The sequence below is a fragment of the Liquorilactobacillus sicerae genome (genome assembly GCF_029916425.1).
Lineage (GTDB): Bacteria > Bacillota > Bacilli > Lactobacillales > Lactobacillaceae > Liquorilactobacillus > Liquorilactobacillus sicerae.
Genome location: NZ_JAHAVQ010000001.1, coordinates 13,098 through 31,599, shown reverse-complemented (window position 1 = coordinate 31,599; position 18,502 = coordinate 13,098). Strand labels below are relative to the sequence as shown.

Here is an 18,502-nt window from a genome sequence, read left to right as displayed (position 1 = left end):
AAGCAAAGGCTCATGACTTCTTGCTAAAACTAAAAACTATTTAAGAGTAACAACTCCACCAACAGCTTCAAGTTTAGATTTAAGATCTTCAGCTTCGTCTTTAGAAACGCCTTCTTTAACGATTGAAGGTACGTTATCGACTAAGGCTTTAGAATCCTTCAAACCAAGACCAGTAATTTCACGAATAGCTTTGATGGCTTTGATCTTTTGATCACCAGATTCAGTCAATTCAACATCAAATGATGTCTTTTCTTCTTCAGCAGCACCGCCTGCTGCACCTGCAGCTGCAACTGGAGCAGCAGCTGAAACACCAAATTCATCTTCAATAGCTTTAACTAGGTCATTCAATTCAAGAATGCTAGCATCTTTTAAATCAGCAATGATTTTATCCTTATCCAATGCCATTTTTATTTCCTCCGATTTTATATGTTTTAAATTATTAATAACTAACTGCTCTATGCTGCATCGCCGTTTTCTTCCTTATTCTCAGCAACGGCTTTAACTGCATATGCAAAGTTGCGAACAGGTGCTTGCAAGACTGAAACAAGCATTGATAACAAGCCTTCGCGATTTGGCAGTTTGGCAATTTCCTTGATTTCTTCCAATGAGGCAACCTTGCCTTCAATAATACCGCCTTTAAGTTCAAGAGCATCAATATCCTTAGCAAATTTAGCTAAGATTCTAGCTGGAGCAACAACATCTTCACTTGAAAATGCAACTGCTGTTGGACCGGTAAATGTTTCATCCAAACCCTCAAAGCCAACTTTATCCGCTGCACGCTTCAAATAGGTGTTTTTAACAACCCGAAGTTCAACGCCCTCCTCACGTAATTGCTTACGTAATTCGGTAACTTCTTCAACAGTCACTCCACGATAGTTAACAACGATAACAGAAACTGAGTCCTGAAACTTCTTTGCAAGGCCATCAACGATTTCAGCCTTTTTAGCAATAACTTCTTTACTCACAAATTTCACCTCCCATCTTGAATTGGTCAGGCTTTCTACAAAAAAACTCTATGTCACCCAAGACATAGAGTAAAAGATTCCAAGTAAATAATCATTCATTACTCCTCGGCAGGTAGATATTAAGGCAACAACGCCACCTGAGTCTTAGGTAGAGCCATAAAAATTGACCTCAATCAATTTAACATATAAATTGATCAAAGTCAACTAATAATCAATAATTAATTTTATAATGCACTAATATCAAGTGTGACACTTGGTCCAAATGTTGAAGCCAGTGAAACATGCTTAATATACTGTCCCTTTACAGATGCTGGACGTGACTTAGCAATAATATCTTGAATTGCTTTAAAGTTTGCAGCTAAAGCGGCAACTTCAAAAGATACTTTACCTAATGGAACATGAACATTACCAGCTTTGTCGGTCCGGTAAGTTACCTTACCGGCTTTTGATTCACTGACTGCTTTTGTTACATCCATCGTAACAGTCCCAGTCTTAGGGTTTGGCATTAAGCCCTTTGGTCCTAAAACTCGTCCCAAGCGACCAACTTTAGCCATCATATCAGGAGTAGCGATAGCCACATCAAAATCAAGCCAACCATCCTGAATTTTTTGAACCAGGTCATCATCGCCAACAACGTCAGCACCTGCTGCTTCCGCTTCTTTAGCCTTTGCCCCGCGAGCGAAAACAATCACCTTTTGTTCTTTACCAGTACCACTTGGCAAAACTACTGCTCCACGTAATTGTTGATCAGCTTGTTTTGTATCCAAGTTTAAATTATAAGCAACTTCGACTGTTGCATCAAAGTTTGCAAAATCAATTTTCTTAACTAGTGTTAACGCATCCTCAACACCATATACCTTATCTGCTTCAATCTGTTTAGCAGCTTCGAGATACTTCTTACTTTTTTTAGCCATTGGTTTTTTCCTCCTTGCAAAATGTGGTGTAACGGATATACCTCCCACTTGACTTAATTGCTTTTACAATCAGTCCGTCTGAGAAGCATGGCCGTAGAAAATTAGTCTTCTACAACAAAGCCCATGCTTCGTGCAGTACCTTCAATCATGCGCATCGCAGCTTCAACATCTGCAGCGTTTAGATCTTGCATTTTTGTTTCAGCGATTTCCTTAACCTGAGCTTTAGTTACAGTTGCAACTTTTTTGGTATTAGGTTCGCCAGAACCATGTTCAACCCCAGCAGCTTTTTTCAGCAAAACAGCAGCAGGCGGTGTTTTAGTAACAAAATCAAATGAACGATCTTCATAAACATTGATCACAACAGGAATAATCATTCCAGCCTGATCAGCCGTCCGAGCATTAAATTCTTTGGTGAAACCCATAATATTGATTCCAGCTTGACCTAACGCAGGTCCAACTGGTGGTGCCGGAGTTGCCTTACCGGCAGGAATTTGTAACTTAACAACGTTAACAACTTTTTTAGCCACGGTACATACCTCCTTAAAGTCCGTGCGTGGTACGGATGGCTAGCTAAATTTAGCCTCCCACATGTACACAAAGCATACTCTATTAGTATACAATTTCTCAATCAAGAAAACAATCCCTTTAAACTAATTTATCAACTTGATCAAAATTTAATTCAGTTGCTGTTTCGCGACCAAACATATCAATATTGACCCGCAATTTCATTTTCTCTCGGTCAATCGCCGTAACTTTGCCAACTAAGCCCTTAAAAGCTCCTTCAACGATTGTGACTGATTCACCAACTGAAACATCAAAATCTTGATGACGCGAACTCATCCCTAGCCGCCGCAAAATCAATTCAACTTCATCATCCAACAACGGCGCTGGCTTGCTGCCGGCACCATGTGAACCAACAAAGCCTGTTACTCCTGGTGTATTTCTAGCAACATACCAAGATTGATCAGTCATGACCATTTCAACTAAAACATAACCAGGAAATGTTTTTTTATTTTCTACCTTTTCCTTACCACCCTTTGTCGTTTCATGTTCCTCTTCTTCTGGAACAACGACCCGAAAAATATAATTTTCCATTCCCATTGATTGTGCTCTTGATTCAAGATTTGTCTTAACTTTATTTTCATAGCCGGAATAAGTATGCAAGACATACCATCTTTTTTCCAAAGTTTCTGCCACGATTTTTCCTCCTCAATTTGAAATCAAAATAAAAAAACTTCGACTCCTCGAAGTTTCCCATCCAAAGTTAAGTATAACATAAAAAATGCTTTTCAATCAAAAAGTTAAACAAACAACTGTAAAATTTCTTGCACAACGTAATCCACGATTGCAAAAAAAATCGTGAATAAAATTGAAGTCACAACAACAGCTTTGATGCCCAAAGCTGCTTTTTTGCGATCGGGCCAGGTAGTATCCTTCATTGTCTGAATAACACTTTTATAAAATTTCATTACTTTTCTCCTATCGGGTTTCTTGATGCAGCGTATGGCGATTGCAATGCTTACAAAACTTTTTAACTTTTAATCGTTCTGTACGATTAGGATTAGCAGTGATCATGTAATTACGTGAACCACATTCTGAACAAGCCAGAGCTAGTTTTTTTTGTGCCATCTTTATTCTCCCTATATCTACTTAATTTGACTCTATCACGCTAATAAATGGTTTGTCAATTACGAGAGTCTTTCTTTTGCTCCAGTTGCCGGCGCAAAACTTCCATTTTTTTTAGCTGCTGTTGATTCCAAGGAATATGACGCATGCTTGCTTGATCTTGGTATTTTTTTGATTGGTCACGAATTTCTTGCTTGGCATGTTTGATATCCTGATGAAACTCCCAAGCCGGAATGCGAATTGCTCCCTTAGAAAAAATTGTCCATTGTTCTGCTTGATCGCTAGTCGCCACCGTGACCAAAGTTAATCGCGTTTGCAGCTTGCCGGTCAATGCTTCGATATAAGAATCCGCTGTTTGGTCTTCTGCTGTCCAAACTATTTCTAGACCTGATTTGCGGTATTCTTTCGCCAACCCCGGCACATACATTGCATCAAAAACAACGATCATTCGCTGATAATTTCGCAAGCGACGATAATTAACTAAAGTGTGTAATAAACGCTCGCGAGCAGCAGCTAAATGGCCGGATTTTTTTAATTTGGCCAACTCAGGCCAGTTGCCAATCATATTATAAGCATCAACGATTAAAATATTGTTTTTCATTCTTAATTTCCTCGTGAAGTGAATCCTTGATAAATCAGCAAACTTGCCGCAACGCTAGCATTTAGGCTTTGCACATGCCCAACCATCGGAATCGTCAGCAATTCATCACACTGTTTTTTTAACAACGGACTGATCCCCTTACCTTCATTACCAATCACTAAAGCAACGGATCCTTGAGCATTCCACTGACGATAGTCTTTACCCGCCACATCAGTTCCAAAAATCCAAAATCCAGCTTTTTTCAATTGTTTGACAGCCTGAACTAAGTTAATTACCCGAGCAACTGGAACATATTCAATTGCCCCGGTTGAAGTTTTGGCAACAATTGAGGTCAATTGAACTGCTCGCCTTTGAGGAATAATTATTCCCGTAACGCCAGCTGCATCCGCTGTTCGAATAATTGAGCCTAAATTATGGGGATCTTCAATATTATCCAAAATCAATAAAAATGGTGCTGGTGCCGACTGAGCTTTTTCTAGTAAATCAGTTAATGGCGTATACGCAAAGGCAGCCAACGTTAAAACAATCCCCTGATGATTTTGTCGAGGTGCCAATTCGTCTAACCGACTTTTAGGAACCCGGGAAATAACAATTTTTCGCTGTCTAGCCAATTTTTCAATTTGGGTAGCAAAACTTTTTTGCAGACCCTTTTGTAAAAAAATTTTGTTGATCGTTGTTTGCTGATTGTTTAACGCTGCAATTGCTGGATGGCGTCCAATGATAAATTCACTTTTCTGGTTATCTGCTGTCATTTTAACTCCTCATCTACTTGTTGAAGACACCAATTAGCCAACTTTTCTAACCGTGACTGTTCATTTTGCAAGAACAAATAGCCAAAGACTGCTTCAAATCCAGTTGAGATTCGATAAGTTATTACATCCGTATTTTTAGCACTGGTATGACTTTTGGCATTACGACCACGTTTAAAAATCTCTAACTCTATTGGCTCTAAAAGCTGTTCTTTGGTCATCTTTTGAATCAGCTCGGCCTGGGCTTTCGCTGAAACATAATGAGTTGCTAAATGCTGTAATTTAGTTGGTTTACTAATTCCCTTTCGTAGCAAGTGACGACGAACATAAACTTCGTAAATTGCATCACCCATATAGGCTAAAGCAATTCCATTGATTTGATCAGCAACATTTTCTTTATCCATTAGCTAGTTTCCACCTAGTTCCTTGTGGAGTGTCTTCCAAAATAACACCTGCCGCTTTTAATTGATCACGAATCGAATCACTTCGAGCAAAATCGTGGTTTTGCCGAGCTATGTCACGCTGTTGAACTAAATCATTGATTTTGCTAGTAAATTCTTCGCCCTTTTGTGGCAATGTTAGTTTAATCCCCAAAACCTCGGTCAATTGTTGCAGCTGTCCTTGCAGGCACAAAAGATCTTGTTTAGAAACTTCGGTTGTTGCAACTGAAATATTCAATTGCTTGGCCAACTCATAAATCGCCATCACCGCATTTTGCACATTGAAATCATCGTCCATGGCAGCAATAAATTTTTGACGTTGCAAGCCAGCAAATTCTTGGAGCTTAGGAGCTAAAGGACCGTCATTGGCAGAAGCCAAGCGATAAGCTGCATTTTGATAAGCTGTTTTTAACTTATTCAAGTTAGCGGCAGCATCAGCTAAGTTTTCCCGACTATAGCGAATTGGCCGGCGATATTGCGTTGTCGCCATGAAGAATCGTAAAACCTGTGGATCAACTTTTTTAATCAATTCATGAACGGTAATAAAGTTACCCAATGATTTACTCATTTTCTGATCATCCGCACCAATTGTCACAAAACCATTGTGCAACCAATAGTTAGCAAATTTTTTACCAGTTTTAGCTTCACTTTGAGCAATTTCATTTTCATGATGTGGAAATTCTAAATCCTGTCCTCCCGCGTGAATATCGATCGTCTCACCTAAAAAACGAGTCGCCATGACTGAACATTCAATATGCCAACCAGGTCGTCCTTTTCCCCAAGGTGATTGCCAATAGATTTCATTTGGTTTAGCTTGTTTCCACAAAGCAAAGTCGAGTGGATCTTCCTTTTTGGCTTCGTCAACTGCTGTTACCCGTTGACTAGCCCCTTGTTCCAATTCATCGATTGACTGACCAGATAGTTGCCCGTAATTTTTAAATCGGCGTGCACGATAATAAACATCCCCGCTCGCCTGATAAGCATACCCTTTATCCAGCAAGACTTGAATAAAATCAATTATCTCAGCCATTGTTTTGGTAACTCGTGGATTAAGCGTGGCCCGCTGAATATTTAAAGCATCTGTATCGGCATAAAAAGCTTTGATATATTTATCAGCCACTTGCAAAGCTGTCAAATGTTGCTGCTGAGCGGCTTTAATGATTTTATCATCAACATCGGTAAAATTTGAAACATAGTTGACTTTGAATCCACGGAATTCAAAATAGCGGCGAATTGTATCAAAAGCAATTGCACTCCGCGCATTGCCAATATGGATATAGTTATAGACAGTCGGTCCACAAACATACATATTAATCACACCAGGACTTAGTGGTCGAAAAGATTCTTTTTTATTAGTCAGAGTATTATACAGTTGAATCAAACTAACGCCTCCTTCAATCGTTTTATGACAACTAAAGGTTCGAAACAAGCCTTCCTGTTTCGAACCTTTTCATTCAAAAACATTTCTTTAGAAATTCTTCATTTCAGCTAAAGTTTGTTTCAGATGAGCAAGTGCTTTCTTACGACCAAGCAACTCAATTGCGGCTGCTAATTCTGGTCCCTGTGTCTTGCGAGTTGTCCCAATTCTGATTGGCATATACAATTTACGTCCTCGTACACCCGTTGCCGCTTGAATATCATAAATCGTATTTTGAATTTCTCCAGCATCAAACAATGGCATTTTTTCAACTCTCTTAATGAACTCTGCCAAAACTAAAGCTGCATTTTCATCAGCCAATTCCTGCTTGCATGCATCATCTAAAACTGGTGGATCATTAAAGAAAATCTCAGATAATTCATTGATTTGACCCATATAAGACATCTGTTGCTTAAATAAACTTGTTAGTTCGCGGGCCCAAGCAACGGTCTTCGAATCTGGATTTTCCGGCAATTTTTTAGCCTTGATCAGCTGTTTGATCGATTCATTAGCGATTCGATCCATTTTAGCATTTTTAACATATTGATTATTGACCCATTCAAGCTTCTTTGCATCAAACGAAGCCGGTGAACGACTTAAGCGCTTAGGATCAAACATTTTGATCAGCTGTTTGCGCGTAAAAATCTCTTTTTCACCAACTGGCGACCAGCCTAGCAAGGTAACAAAGTTAAACATTGCGTCCGGCAAATAACCAAGTTCACGGTACTGTTCAATAAATTGCAGCACACTTTCATCACGTTTGGAAAGCTTTTTACCAGTCTTGGTATTGATGATCAATGTCATATGGCCAAAGACTGGCGCTTCCCAACCAAAGGCCTCATAAACTACTAATTGCTTAGGTGTATTAGCAATATGATCATCGCCTCTTAAAACGTGAGTGATCTTCATCAGATGGTCATCCACAACAACGGCAAAGTTATAAGTTGGCATTCCATCACGCTTTTGAATGACAAAATCACCGCCGATCGTATCAGAGTCAAAGCTGATTGGCCCCTTGACCAAATCGTCGAATTCATAAGTCCGATTCTTAGGAACTCTGATTCGCACAACTGGTTTTAGCCCTGCTTGTCGGCATGCTGCTTGTTTTGCTTTGATTTGTTCATTAGTCAAGCCTTCATATTCATAAACATAATGCGGAGCAATTCCGTTAGCTTTTTGTTCCTCACGCTGTTTTTGCAACTCATCTTCAGTTACAAATGATTCATAAGCCAAGTTTTGATCTAAAAGCTGTTGGATCAACGGTTTATAAATCGCCATTCTTTCTGATTGACGATAAGGTCCAACCTCACCAGGTTTATCAGGTCCTTCATCCCAATCAATCCCTAACCACTTTAAGTTTTCCAGTTGGCTTCGCTCACCATCTGCTATATTCCGTTTTAAATCAGTATCCTCAATTCGAATTACAAAAGTCCCATTATTATGACGAGCAAATAAATAATTAAACAATGCAGTCCGGGCATTGCCAATATGCAAATGGCCGGTTGGACTCGGAGCATAGCGTACACGAATCTTTTTATCTGCCAATGTTAGCGCCTCTTCCTTCTTTATTAATTATTACTATCAAAATAGTTTACACAAAAATATTTTACACTGAAAGTCAATAAAAATAAACAGTTTAAAACCAGCAGCTTTAATTTTTGGCTTTGATTTCACGAGTAGCATGCGTTGGTTTAGCAAAAATCATTCGCCCAGCGTCTGTTTGCAAAGCGCTGGTTACCGTGACCTCGACTGGCTGATTTAAATAGTATCGACCATCTTCGACAACAATCATCGTCCCATCATCTAAGTAGGCAACCCCCTGCTGCCTTTCAGTTCCATTTTTGATTACTGTCACCGTCATTTTTTCGCCGGGAATAACTCTTGGTCGCAAGGCTTTAGCTAAGGCATTAACATTTAAAACTTCAACATTTTGAAATTCGCTGACTTTGTTTAAATTATAATCGTTTGTCACGATCACCGCATCCAACAATTTTGCCAATTTAATCAGTTTGCTGTCGACTTCTTGAATGTCCTCAAAGTCACCTTCATACATTTCAACGGGTACTTTTTTTTCTTTGCGCAATTTATTTAAAATGTCTAAACCACGCCGGCCGCGAACCCGTTTGATGCTATCAGCGGAATCGGCAATATATTGCAACTCATACAAAACAAAATTTGGTACTACGAGTGTTCCCTCAATAAAGCCGGTTTGAATCAAATCATAGATTCGACCATCAATCAAAATATTGGTATCCAGTAATTTTAAGCGATGAAAGTTCTCACCGGCTTTACGTTCAAGTACCTTATTTTTTTCATTTTCGCCAACTAAACCATCCTTTTTCCGAATTACCAAAAGCTTTTTTAAATCCTCAAGGTGATTCTTACCAAAAATGAAACCAAGGTAACCTAAAATCAGCATTAAAATGATTGGCAAAATCGTGTTTAAAATGAATAATTGCGAATGCGAAAATAAAGTCGATATCAATACAGCGATCAGCAGGCCAATAATCGTTGAAATACTGGCTGAAATAATTGTTAAAGGATTTTGCCGTGCTAAATTCATTTCTAACTTTTTGATTACAGCCTCAACTGGATCAGTTGCAATTAATGACACCAGCCACATGATCAATAAACCAACTAACATATTAACAAATGCATTATTGATCCAAACATTGGTCTGCCAACCAATTAGCAACCAAAAATAGGGTAAAAACGAATATCCTGCCCCAATTCCAAGAGCAAAGAAAATAATCTTAATAATTTTTTTTCTCAACTAATTCACTCCCTTCAATTAAGATCAATTTCATTTACCAAAAACTAATTTTAAAACTTGATTCAAGGTAACGACTGGAATAACCTTAATTTCTGTTGGCAACTGCCAGCCGCCAAAATTATTTTTGGGAATAAAAACACGCTTAAAACCAAGTTTAGCTGCTTCAGCGACTCGACTGTCAATCCGATTCACCCGTCGAATTTCACCAGTCAAGCCCAGTTCACCGATAAAGCAATCGCTGGCTTGTGTTTCTTGATCACGATAGCTGGAAACAATACTGACTGCCAAACCTAAATCTATCGCGGGTTCATCAAGTTTAACACCGCCAGCCGCTTTAAAATAAGCATCTTGATTTTGTAACAGTAGACCGGCTCTTTTTTCTAAAACTGCCATGATCAATGATACCCGATTATGGTCCAAACCAGTTGTTGTTCGTTTGGCATTACCAAAAGCCGTCGGAGTGACCAATGATTGGACCTCAACCAATATTGGCCTCGTTCCTTCAAGCGAAGCAACAACTGCTGAACCCGTCGCCCCTTTTAGACGCTCCTCCAAAAAAATTTCCGATGGATTTAAAACTTCCTGTAAGCCATTTTCCTTCATCTCAAAAATTCCAATTTCATTGGTTGATCCAAAGCGATTCTTCACTGCACGCAAAATTCGATAAGCGTGATGCAAATCACCCTCAAAATACAAGACCGTATCAACCATGTGTTCTAAAATCTTTGGTCCAGCAATGGCACCGCCCTTGGTCACATGACCAACAATAAAAATTGTGATTCCTTGCGATTTTGCCAGTTGCATTAATTCAGCGGTAACTTCTCTGATTTGGGAGACACTGCCAACCGCTGTTTGCATATCTGGTTCTTGCATTGTTTGGACCGAATCAATTACCATAAAATCAGGTCTTACGTCCACTGCAGCTTTTTTGATCAACTGCATATTTGTTTCTGGATATAAATAAAACTGATCGTGACTGACGGCCAAACGTTTAGCTCGTAATTTGATTTGAAGTGCACTTTCTTCACCAGAAACATAAAGAACTTTTTTACTACTGGCTAATTGACCAGAAACTTGCATCAAAAGTGTCGATTTGCCAATCCCTGGATCACCGCCAATCAAAACCAATGAACCTGGAACGATCCCGCCACCGAGTACACGATTAAGTTCTGGTGAAGCAGTTTGAATCCGCGGATTTTGCTGCAAACTGACCTCGCTAATCAATTGCGGTCGTTGATATTTAGCAGAGTTAGCAAGCCAAGCTCCAGGCTTTGAAGCAGCCGATTGTTGAACTTCTTCAACTAAGCTATTCCAGCTGCCACAGTTAGGACATTTCCCTAAATATCTAGATGACGAATAACCACATTTTTGACAAACATACTGTGTTTTAATTTTAGCCAACTTTTGGCCTCCCTCAGTCTAAATAATACTAGCATAATCTTTTCTTTTTAGTTAACTTAGACAAGTTTTTTTAAACTTTCTTATTTTCCCGATGAGCCAAATCCTCCTTGACGAGTTAACTGTGGCGTCTGCTCATCATCAGCCAATAAGAATGGGATAAAAATGCCTTGGCCAATTTTTTCACCCTGTTTAATTTTTTGATCTTTCAAGCCAAAATTAATTAATTGAAAAAATATTTCACCTTCATTGTTAGAATTATTATAATAATCCGCATCAACGATCCCAACACCATTAGGTAAAATCAGACTGCGCTTAAGAGGATTGCTGGAACGATTAGCCAGCATTAAAAATTCATCTGGCTGCATATAGGCTTTGATCCCCGTTGGTACTAAAAACGGTCGCAAAGAGTCTTGCGCCGCTTGTACTTCAAGCGACGTCAAAGCCTGCTTATTTTTGTTTAATTGCCATAAAACTTTGATGAATTCTAGACGCCAAATACTTGGCAAAACAAAATCTTGAGCAGCAAAAAAATCATAGCCAGCTGCATTTTTGGTTGCCCGAACTGGTAATTTGACCTTTTCTTGACAGTAGCGACCAACGACTTCAAATCCACGTTTCACTAAAATCACTCTTTCTCAGTATAATTGTCAGTATCAATATTATTTTAGCATAGTGTCGGCTGATTCTAAAACCTCAGCTATGTTATAATTCCAATAGAATTAATAATTTTCTAGCGAGGAGTGAGCTTATGAATCAAGATCAGCTAAAACAACAAGTTGGCAGCAAAGCCGTCGATTTGATCCATGATCAGATGATTGTTGGTTTGGGTACCGGATCAACCGTTAAGTACATGGTAGAAGCACTAGGCGAAAAAATCAAACACGAAAATTTAACTATTACTGGTGTTGTAACCTCAAAAGCAACTGCTTCTCTGGCCAAAAAATATGGGATTCCATTACGGACTGTTGATCAAGTCGATCATATTGATTTAACCATTGACGGGGCAGATGAAATCAGTTCTGACTATCAAGGAATCAAAGGTGGTGGCGCAGCCTTATTATTTGAAAAAATTGTTGCAACTAATTCACAAAAAAATGTCTGGATCGTTGATCAAAGTAAATTAGTTGATAAGCTAGGCAAATTTCCATTGCCAGTTGAAGTCATCCCTTATGGCAGTCAAAAAATTTTTGAACGCTTTGTTAAAAAAAATTACCAACCAACTTTTCGATTAACTTCAACTGGTCAAAAGAAAAGAACTGATTCCGGCAACTATATTATTGATTTGCATTTGCAGCAGATTGAACGCCCCTTTCAATTGGCTCAGGAATTAAAACAGCAAGTTGGCGTTGTCGAACAAGGACTTTTTCTTGATTTAGTTAATACAATTATTATAGGAACCGTTAATGGTCCAAAGATTATTCAGGCACGTTAATTTTATTCTCGATGCCATTTATCCTATAATGGGATTATTAGATTAAAGGAGCTGATTTATTTGTCAAAAGCAATTGATACTTCATTATTAACAGAATTTCAAACAGATCTTGAAAAACGCCCTGAACATCAAGTGATTGAACGGACTGTGACTAAAAATGGAATTTTTGCCAGTGCTACCGATTTTCAAAGTCAAACAGCAATGACACCAGTTTTTTCGATCGATCTTGATACTGGGGATGTTGCTAACCAAAAACAGTCCGGTCGCTGTTGGATGTTTGCAGCTTTAAACACTATGCGGCACGAAATTAAAAATAAATTCAAGGTCCCTAAGGATTTTGAATTGTCGCAGAATTATACCTATTTTTGGGATAAATTAGAAAAGGCTAATTATTTTTATGAAAATGTGCTAAAAACTGCTCAGCTACCATTAACTGATCGTAAAATTGCTTGGTTAATGGCTACTCCACAACAAGATGGCGGACAATGGGATATGATTGTGGCAATCATCCAAAAATATGGTGTTGTTCCGCAATCCGTGATGCCTGAAACCTACAATTCTTCAAAATCTAGCGAGTTCAATCGGACATACAATTTAAAACTACGCAAAGATGCCATTACACTGCGGGCTTTAGTTGCTAAAAAAGCTAGTGAAGCAGAAATTGCTAAGCAAAAAGCTGCGATGCTCAGCGATGATTACCGGATGTTGACTTACAGTTTTGGTGAGCCGCCAACAACTTTTGATTTTGAATATCGTGATGCCGATCAGAATTATCATATCAAACAAAATTTAACCCCGCAAAAATTCTTTAAAGAATATGTTGGCTGGAATCTTGATGATTACGTTTCAATCATTAATGGTCCAACTGCTGACAAGCCATACAATCAGATGTATACCGTTGAAATGTTGGGAAATGTCGTTGATGGCCGCCAAGTTCGACATTTAAATGTTGATATGAATACTTTCCGTTCAGTAGCTTTAAAGCAGCTTCAAGCTGGTGAAAGCGTTTGGTTTGGCTGTGATGTTGGTCAGGAATCGGAACGACAAAAAGGCATTATGGATACTAAACTTTACCGTAAAAATGAGCTTTTTGACATCAACTTTGATTTGACAAAAGCACAACGTTTAGATTATGGCGAAAGTTTAATGACGCATGCCATGGTTTTAACAGGAGTTGATGTTGTTGATGGTCAACCAACCAAATGGAAAGTTGAAAATTCTTGGGGCAAAAAAGTTGGCAACGATGGATTCTTTGTGATGAGCAACGATTGGATGAATGAATATTGCTATCAAGTTGTGGTTAACAAAAAGTACTTGTCAGCTAATTTGCAACGAGTTTTAGCTGAAAAACCGAAAGTTTTAGCTCCTTGGGATCCAATGGGAGCTTTAGCCTAATTTTCTTTAAAATAAAATAACTTTCAAAAAAACAGCAGTGGGGTTAACCCCACTGCTGTTTTTTTCAGCTACCTAATTCAGTTTTATGCTTTATCTGCAACCGGTCATCCAAATCATAAATAATTGGTGCCGCATTTTCGACTTCGACTCCATCGATTGATTGGTCGTCAATGTCCTCTAAATATTTGATTAGTGCTCTTAAAGTACTGCCATGTGCAACTACGAGCTGATTCTTACCATGTAATAAATTCGGTGCAATTTGATCTTGCCAATATGGAATAATTCTTTTGGAAGCCATTTTTAAACTTTCTGCTCGCGGTAAAATCGTTTCTGGCCAATTTTGATAACGTCGTTGATGATTGTCAGGTCGACTCAATAATGGTGGTATCGTGCTATAACTGCGCCGCCAAAGTGCAACTTGTTTTTTTCCATAAATCTCACGAGTTTTGTCTTTGTTTAAGCCACGCAAAGCACCATAATGCCGCTCATTAAGCCGCCAAGTTTTTTTGATTGGAATCCAACATTGATCAATTTGATCAAGAATTATATAAGACGTTTCAATTGCTCGGGAAAGCATTGAAGTGTGCAACTGAGAAAATTTGATCTGAGTTGACGCCAATAATTTTCCCGCTTTGATTGCTTCTTGCCGGCCTTGAGCTGTTAAAGGTGAATCTGTCCAACCGGTATATTCATTCAGCCGGTTAGCCAAACTTTGCCCATGACGTATGATTACTAACTTTACCATCTAACCGCTCCCCGTATTATATGCTTCCCTTATCATAACAAAAATTATTGTGAAAGAGAAGACAAGCCGTTTGATTAGAAAAGGGAATGTAATTTTAAAATTACATTCCCTTAATCTATACTTATTTAATTTTATAACGCTTGTTTTTCTAATTCAAACGGCCAGCAAAACTTGGTGGAAATCCAGAGATTGAACCCACACTGACATTTGCTCCCGAGTGCGGAGCATGAACAAATTGTCCACCACCAATATAAATAGCGACATGGTATACTCCGCCGCTATTTTGCCAGAATAATAAATCTCCTGGCTGAGCAGCTGAAACACTTTCACGAGTTGTCATTGCAGCTTGTGAAGCAGCATTATGCGGTAAGCTAACGCCAAACTTACTATAAACGTACTGCGTCAAACCTGAGCAATCCATTCCAGATAAACTTGCTCCACCATATACATAAGGAATATTCATTTTGGTCAAGGAAATAGCTGCTGCAACGACTGAACTAGTATCCACACTTGAAGCATTCGCTGTACTTGAAGCTGAACTTGAAGTTGCAGATGTTGTCTTATTTGCCACTTGCTCCTGGTTTGTCGTTGAACTGTTACTGCTATCAGTCGTTGTGCTTGAAGTAGCATCATTTGCTTCACTGACTGCTTGATCTGCTGTCGTGAGAGCTTTAACAACTGTACTCTGATTTTTAGATGTTTTAACTGTTTTGGCTGCTTGTTGAGCTTTTTTAAGAGCACTTTGGGCAGCTTGCCGTGCAGTTTCATCTTCTTTAGCTTTTTTAACTTTCAATTCAACTTTTTGCACTGCCAAATTAGCCATTTGTTCATTTAATTGATCATTAAGTTGCTTTTGTTTATCTGCCGCTGATTCAACTTTGGCTTTATCGGCAACCACTTTTAGCTTGTCATTTTTTTGTTCAGCTAAAGTTTGATTATTGGCTTTGACCATAGTAACAACTGCGGCAACACGATCGATTGCATCACTGAAATTTTTAGAATTTGTTACAAACTGAATTATCGATCCGGCATCATTTTCTTGAGCTGAACGAGCTTGTTGTTCCAAATGCTTTTTTCGAGCATTGATATTAGCAGTTAAAGAATAAATCTCTTCTTCATCTTTAGTTTGCTGTGATTGAAGTTTTGAAATATTCTTTTGCGCCTGATCAATCGAACTCTGCGTTGCCTCGATTTTTTGATTCACAGCTGTAATTGCATCATCAGTTGATGATGCAGCAGCTTTAGTTGTTATTCCAATTCCTGTTAACAAAAACGTCGCTGCTAAAACGATTCGTGATACTTTTTTCACCAAACTACACCTCGCGTCTATTTCAATTAAATAAGTTAAATAAGTATTAAAATTAAATTCGCTTAATCACTTCTTTAATACTAGCATTTTAAAGTCCAAATAACGTTTACATTATTTTTACAAATATAGCATTTTATTAGCACTAAGAGCGTATATATTTCATTAATATTTCAAATATTACAAAAACAGTCAAGCTCAATTAATTTATTGAGCTTGACTGTGAAAATCAATCTTAAATAAGTACATTAATTAATCGTTTGTGTCAAAACCATTAAAACTGGAACCATTACTAAAGATAAAATTGTTGTTTCAGTAACCATGATCGCAGCATAATCTGCATCTGCGCCATATAAACTAGCAACCACTGGCGCATTAGTCATAACTGGCATGGCAGATTGTAGAATAAAAACCTGTTTCATTAAAGTTGGCATTGAAGCTGGAATGACTAATAAAGTCATCAGTAACGGGGCAAACAAGAACCTTCCTGATAAAACAAGTAAATTATCCTTGCCAAAAGCTAGCTTAGATAGCCCAGCATGTGAAATTGAATAGCCAATAAAAATCATTGATAAAGGAATTGTCAAGTCACCAACGTATTGCAAATCGCTATCAATAAAATTTGGTAAATGAATTTTCAGCAAAACTAAGATCACACCTAGAATAAATCCCAGTAAAGGTGGAGAAAAAATTTTCCCCAAGGTCTTTTTCCAACTAAATGCTGCGTCCACCGTGCCATCTCGTTGGATCAAATATGTCCCAATTGTCCAAAAAATTGTAGTGTTAGCCATATAATAAACTAAAACATACGGGACACTGGCATTGCCAAACAAAGCTTCATTAATCGGCAAGCCAACAAAAACCGTATTTGAATTAAAAAACATTGATGAAAATAAACCCGCATGTTCGTTTTTAATATGAAACAGTTGCACAAAGGCGAATGCTAATAGCATCAAAATCATCATTGAGATAACTGGATAACGTAAATCAGGAATCATCTTTAGTAATTGACTAGCAGTAAACTTATGCGTAATCGTAATAATCATATAACAAGGTAAAGCAATTTGAGTAACTAGCCGGGCAATCAGACGACCAGAGTTCTCATCAAACCAATTTCTTTCAGTTAAAATATATCCCAGCACGATCATAACTAAAATTACTAGCACCCCAGCAACACTATGTAGAAAAACTTCCATATTTTTCCCTCTTTTGTAATCTGATATTAATCAATGTATTTTTTAGTATAACATAATAATTTCTTAGCAGATTGAAGAAGCAGCTTTCATTTACAAAAAATTAATTTATTTTTAAATAATATTAGCAAATTAATTGTTATACTGATTAGTAGTATAATTTTCTTATATTGTTTGTTAAGGAGCCTATCCATGGATAAAAATGATAAAAAAAATTTTGATTTTGTAGAAACTCCCCTGCGACGAAGTTCGTATAATAATCTGCATCGGAAAGTCCCGGCACATATATTAAGGAAAAAAATCTGTGGTGTATTATTAATCATTTTATTAATTTCATTTTATAGCGCCGGTGCTTATGCTTACCATCTATTAAGTGAAGCCAAAACGACGATCCACCAAACTTACCAAAAGACAAATGTCAAAAAACTCAGAAATGTTTCGCAAGTCTTAAAGCAGAAAAAACCGGTATCGATTTTGTTACTTGGAACTGATACTGGAGCTTTAGGACGAACCGATAAAGGGCGAACCGATACATTAATTGTGGCAACTATTAATCCAACAACCAAAAAAGCAACTTTAACCAGTATTCCACGTGATACTCAAGTTAAAATTGCTGGTGATAGCAGTTCATATGGAAAAATAAACTCAGCTTACACAATTGGCGGTGTCAGTTCAACTATCAAAACTATTCAAAATACTTTACACATTCCCATCGATTTTTATTTACTCCTTAATATGGGAGGCTTAAGAAAAATTGTTGATGATTTAAATGGGATCACAATTAAACCATTGCTGACTTTTAATTATAGTTACGCACATGTTAAGAAAGGTAAAACCGTCACTTTAAATGGTAAACAAGCTTTATCTTATTCCCGAATGCGCTATTCTGATCCTGAAGGTGATTATGGGCGGCAAAAGCGGCAAAAACAAGTTATTAAAGCGATTATTAATAAAGCCTTATCAACAAAAACCATCACCAATTACAAATCAATTTTAAAAACAGTTAAAAGTAACATGCAGACTGACCTAACTTATAATGATATGATTACACTTGAAACAAATTATAAAGATGCTGCTGGTTCAATCAAATCATATGTTTTACAAGGTGAAGATGCTACTATTGGCGGATTATCATACCAAGTCGCAACGGCTGAAGAGAAAAGAAAAACCTCTAATCGAATCCGAGCATCTTTGGATCTAAATCCATCAACCGCTAACTTTGTGGGTCAAATAAATAGTTATTCTTCTAATTACGGAAATTCTTATAACAGTAATCGTTCAAGCACTAGTCATTACTATGAAAACAGTGCTTCAGATAATGATCAGTATTATGGAAAAAGTTCCGAAAGTTATTCAAAATATAGCCAAACGTTTTCTAGCGACACTTCAAATAGCTACGGCTTTGGTAATTAGAGTCCCAATATACTTAATTTAAAAAGAACGGCAGGAAAAATCAAAGATTTTCCTGCCGTTTGATTTTTATTCAGTTAATATAACGCCCGCCTGAAATCAGCGGATCGAACTTTAATAGCCATGTGTTTTTAG

General features: G+C 37.8%; 21 protein-coding genes and 1 other annotated feature. Of the genes, 3 read left to right on the top strand and 18 right to left on the bottom strand.

The features are described 5' to 3' along the window. Positions 1-36: 36 nt before the first annotated feature. The 15 genes from rplL to KH893_RS00115 all read right to left on the bottom strand — a co-directional run bounded on the left by rplL (position 37) and on the right by KH893_RS00115 (position 11,506). Entirely contained in the window at positions 37-405 is a 369-nt protein-coding gene (rplL, locus tag KH893_RS00185) for a 50S ribosomal protein L7/L12 (RefSeq protein ID WP_010581452.1), read from the bottom strand. Positions 406-455: 50 nt separating this feature from the next. Then, positions 456-965, bottom strand: coding sequence for a 50S ribosomal protein L10 (gene rplJ / locus KH893_RS00180; protein ID WP_281164141.1), 510 nt, complete (start codon positions 963-965; stop codon positions 456-458). 30 nt (positions 966-995) lie between these two features. Continuing rightward, positions 996-1,132, bottom strand: a sequence feature (ribosomal protein L10 leader region). A gap of 57 nt (positions 1,133-1,189) precedes the next feature. Then, positions 1,190-1,879 (bottom strand): 50S ribosomal protein L1, encoded by a 690-nt coding sequence (gene rplA / locus KH893_RS00175; RefSeq protein WP_281164140.1) that lies wholly within the window; start codon positions 1,877-1,879, stop codon positions 1,190-1,192. Positions 1,880-1,980: 101 nt separating this feature from the next. Then, entirely contained in the window at positions 1,981-2,406 is a 426-nt protein-coding gene (gene rplK, locus KH893_RS00170) for a 50S ribosomal protein L11 (protein WP_010581455.1), read from the bottom strand. 118 nt (positions 2,407-2,524) lie between these two features. Next, the gene (gene nusG / locus KH893_RS00165) at positions 2,525-3,076 is read right to left on the bottom strand and encodes a transcription termination/antitermination protein NusG (RefSeq protein ID WP_281164139.1); all 552 of its coding nucleotides are present in this window, start codon (positions 3,074-3,076) and stop codon (positions 2,525-2,527) included. 104 nt (positions 3,077-3,180) lie between these two features. After that, entirely contained in the window at positions 3,181-3,348 is a 168-nt protein-coding gene (gene secE / locus KH893_RS00160) for a preprotein translocase subunit SecE (protein ID WP_281164138.1), read from the bottom strand. Positions 3,349-3,358: 10 nt separating this feature from the next. Continuing rightward, positions 3,359-3,508, bottom strand: coding sequence for a 50S ribosomal protein L33 (gene rpmG / locus KH893_RS00155; RefSeq protein WP_281164137.1), 150 nt, complete (start codon positions 3,506-3,508; stop codon positions 3,359-3,361). A gap of 55 nt (positions 3,509-3,563) precedes the next feature. Beyond that, positions 3,564-4,106, bottom strand: coding sequence for a YacP-like NYN domain-containing protein (locus KH893_RS00150; RefSeq protein ID WP_281164136.1), 543 nt, complete (start codon positions 4,104-4,106; stop codon positions 3,564-3,566). Between the two features lie 2 nt (positions 4,107-4,108). Next, complete coding sequence (gene rlmB, locus KH893_RS00145) at positions 4,109-4,858, bottom strand: 23S rRNA (guanosine(2251)-2'-O)-methyltransferase RlmB (RefSeq protein ID WP_281164135.1); 750 nt, start codon at positions 4,856-4,858, stop codon at positions 4,109-4,111. Continuing rightward, positions 4,855-5,259, bottom strand: coding sequence for a Mini-ribonuclease 3 (locus tag KH893_RS00140; protein WP_281164134.1), 405 nt, complete (start codon positions 5,257-5,259; stop codon positions 4,855-4,857). Before KH893_RS00140 ends, rlmB begins: the two co-directional genes overlap by 4 nt. Beyond that, positions 5,252-6,676 (bottom strand): cysteine--tRNA ligase, encoded by a 1,425-nt coding sequence (cysS, locus tag KH893_RS00135; RefSeq protein WP_281164133.1) that lies wholly within the window; start codon positions 6,674-6,676, stop codon positions 5,252-5,254. The genes KH893_RS00140 and cysS overlap by 8 nt, the downstream gene beginning before the upstream one ends. Positions 6,677-6,763: 87 nt before the next feature. Beyond that, complete coding sequence (gltX, locus tag KH893_RS00130) at positions 6,764-8,257, bottom strand: glutamate--tRNA ligase (RefSeq protein ID WP_281164132.1); 1,494 nt, start codon at positions 8,255-8,257, stop codon at positions 6,764-6,766. A 106-nt stretch (positions 8,258-8,363) separates the two neighbouring features. Continuing rightward, positions 8,364-9,485: a PIN/TRAM domain-containing protein gene (locus tag KH893_RS00125; RefSeq protein WP_281164131.1), complete on the bottom strand. Its 1,122-nt coding sequence runs from the start codon at positions 9,483-9,485 to the stop codon at positions 8,364-8,366. Positions 9,486-9,515: 30 nt separating this feature from the next. Then, on the bottom strand, positions 9,516-10,886 hold the full coding sequence (gene radA, locus KH893_RS00120; protein ID WP_281164130.1) for a DNA repair protein RadA: 1,371 nt from the start codon (positions 10,884-10,886) through the stop codon (positions 9,516-9,518). 80 nt (positions 10,887-10,966) lie between these two features. After that, positions 10,967-11,506, bottom strand: a complete 540-nt coding sequence (locus tag KH893_RS00115) for a dCTP deaminase/dUTPase family protein (protein ID WP_281164129.1) — start codon at positions 11,504-11,506, stop codon at positions 10,967-10,969. Between the two features lie 128 nt (positions 11,507-11,634). Between KH893_RS00115 and rpiA the strand changes: the two genes are divergently transcribed. Both rpiA and KH893_RS00105 read left to right on the top strand, forming a co-directional pair. Continuing rightward, positions 11,635-12,318: a ribose-5-phosphate isomerase RpiA gene (gene rpiA / locus KH893_RS00110; RefSeq protein ID WP_281164128.1), complete on the top strand. Its 684-nt coding sequence runs from the start codon at positions 11,635-11,637 to the stop codon at positions 12,316-12,318. A gap of 60 nt (positions 12,319-12,378) precedes the next feature. After that, positions 12,379-13,713: a C1 family peptidase gene (locus KH893_RS00105; RefSeq protein ID WP_281164127.1), complete on the top strand. Its 1,335-nt coding sequence runs from the start codon at positions 12,379-12,381 to the stop codon at positions 13,711-13,713. Between the two features lie 64 nt (positions 13,714-13,777). Here the strand turns inward: KH893_RS00105 and KH893_RS00100 are convergent, their stop codons facing one another. The 3 genes from KH893_RS00100 to KH893_RS00090 all read right to left on the bottom strand — a co-directional run bounded on the left by KH893_RS00100 (position 13,778) and on the right by KH893_RS00090 (position 16,960). Beyond that, a complete protein-coding gene (locus tag KH893_RS00100; protein WP_281164126.1) occupies positions 13,778-14,458 on the bottom strand; it encodes a 2,3-bisphosphoglycerate-dependent phosphoglycerate mutase in 681 nt (226 codons plus the stop codon). A 148-nt stretch (positions 14,459-14,606) separates the two neighbouring features. Then, on the bottom strand, positions 14,607-15,767 hold the full coding sequence (locus tag KH893_RS00095; protein ID WP_281164125.1) for a C40 family peptidase: 1,161 nt from the start codon (positions 15,765-15,767) through the stop codon (positions 14,607-14,609). Between the two features lie 245 nt (positions 15,768-16,012). Beyond that, positions 16,013-16,960, bottom strand: coding sequence for an AEC family transporter (locus KH893_RS00090; protein WP_281164124.1), 948 nt, complete (start codon positions 16,958-16,960; stop codon positions 16,013-16,015). Positions 16,961-17,149: 189 nt separating this feature from the next. On the opposite strand from KH893_RS00090, the gene KH893_RS00085 reads away from it, so the two are divergent. After that, complete coding sequence (locus KH893_RS00085) at positions 17,150-18,370, top strand: LCP family glycopolymer transferase (RefSeq protein ID WP_281164123.1); 1,221 nt, start codon at positions 17,150-17,152, stop codon at positions 18,368-18,370. Positions 18,371-18,502: the final 132 nt, after the last annotated feature.

What these genes read in the sequence shown, in the direction of transcription:
- rplA (WP_281164140.1), bottom strand. Translation starts at nt 1,879, where the DNA reads ATGGCTAAAAAAAGTAAGAAGTATCTCGAAGCTGCTAAACAGATTGAA.
- rpiA (WP_281164128.1), top strand. Translation starts at nt 11,635, where the DNA reads ATGAATCAAGATCAGCTAAAACAACAAGTTGGCAGCAAAGCCGTCGAT.
- KH893_RS00150 (WP_281164136.1), bottom strand. Translation starts at nt 4,106, where the DNA reads ATGAAAAACAATATTTTAATCGTTGATGCTTATAATATGATTGGCAAC.
- secE (WP_281164138.1), bottom strand. Translation starts at nt 3,348, where the DNA reads ATGAAATTTTATAAAAGTGTTATTCAGACAATGAAGGATACTACCTGG.
- rpmG (WP_281164137.1), bottom strand. Translation starts at nt 3,508, where the DNA reads ATGGCACAAAAAAAACTAGCTCTGGCTTGTTCAGAATGTGGTTCACGT.
- rplL (WP_010581452.1), bottom strand. Translation starts at nt 405, where the DNA reads ATGGCATTGGATAAGGATAAAATCATTGCTGATTTAAAAGATGCTAGC.
- KH893_RS00090 (WP_281164124.1), bottom strand. Translation starts at nt 16,960, where the DNA reads ATGGAAGTTTTTCTACATAGTGTTGCTGGGGTGCTAGTAATTTTAGTT.
- KH893_RS00100 (WP_281164126.1), bottom strand. Translation starts at nt 14,458, where the DNA reads ATGGTAAAGTTAGTAATCATACGTCATGGGCAAAGTTTGGCTAACCGG.
- KH893_RS00085 (WP_281164123.1), top strand. Translation starts at nt 17,150, where the DNA reads ATGGATAAAAATGATAAAAAAAATTTTGATTTTGTAGAAACTCCCCTG.
- KH893_RS00140 (WP_281164134.1), bottom strand. Translation starts at nt 5,259, where the DNA reads ATGGATAAAGAAAATGTTGCTGATCAAATCAATGGAATTGCTTTAGCC.
- rlmB (WP_281164135.1), bottom strand. Translation starts at nt 4,858, where the DNA reads ATGACAGCAGATAACCAGAAAAGTGAATTTATCATTGGACGCCATCCA.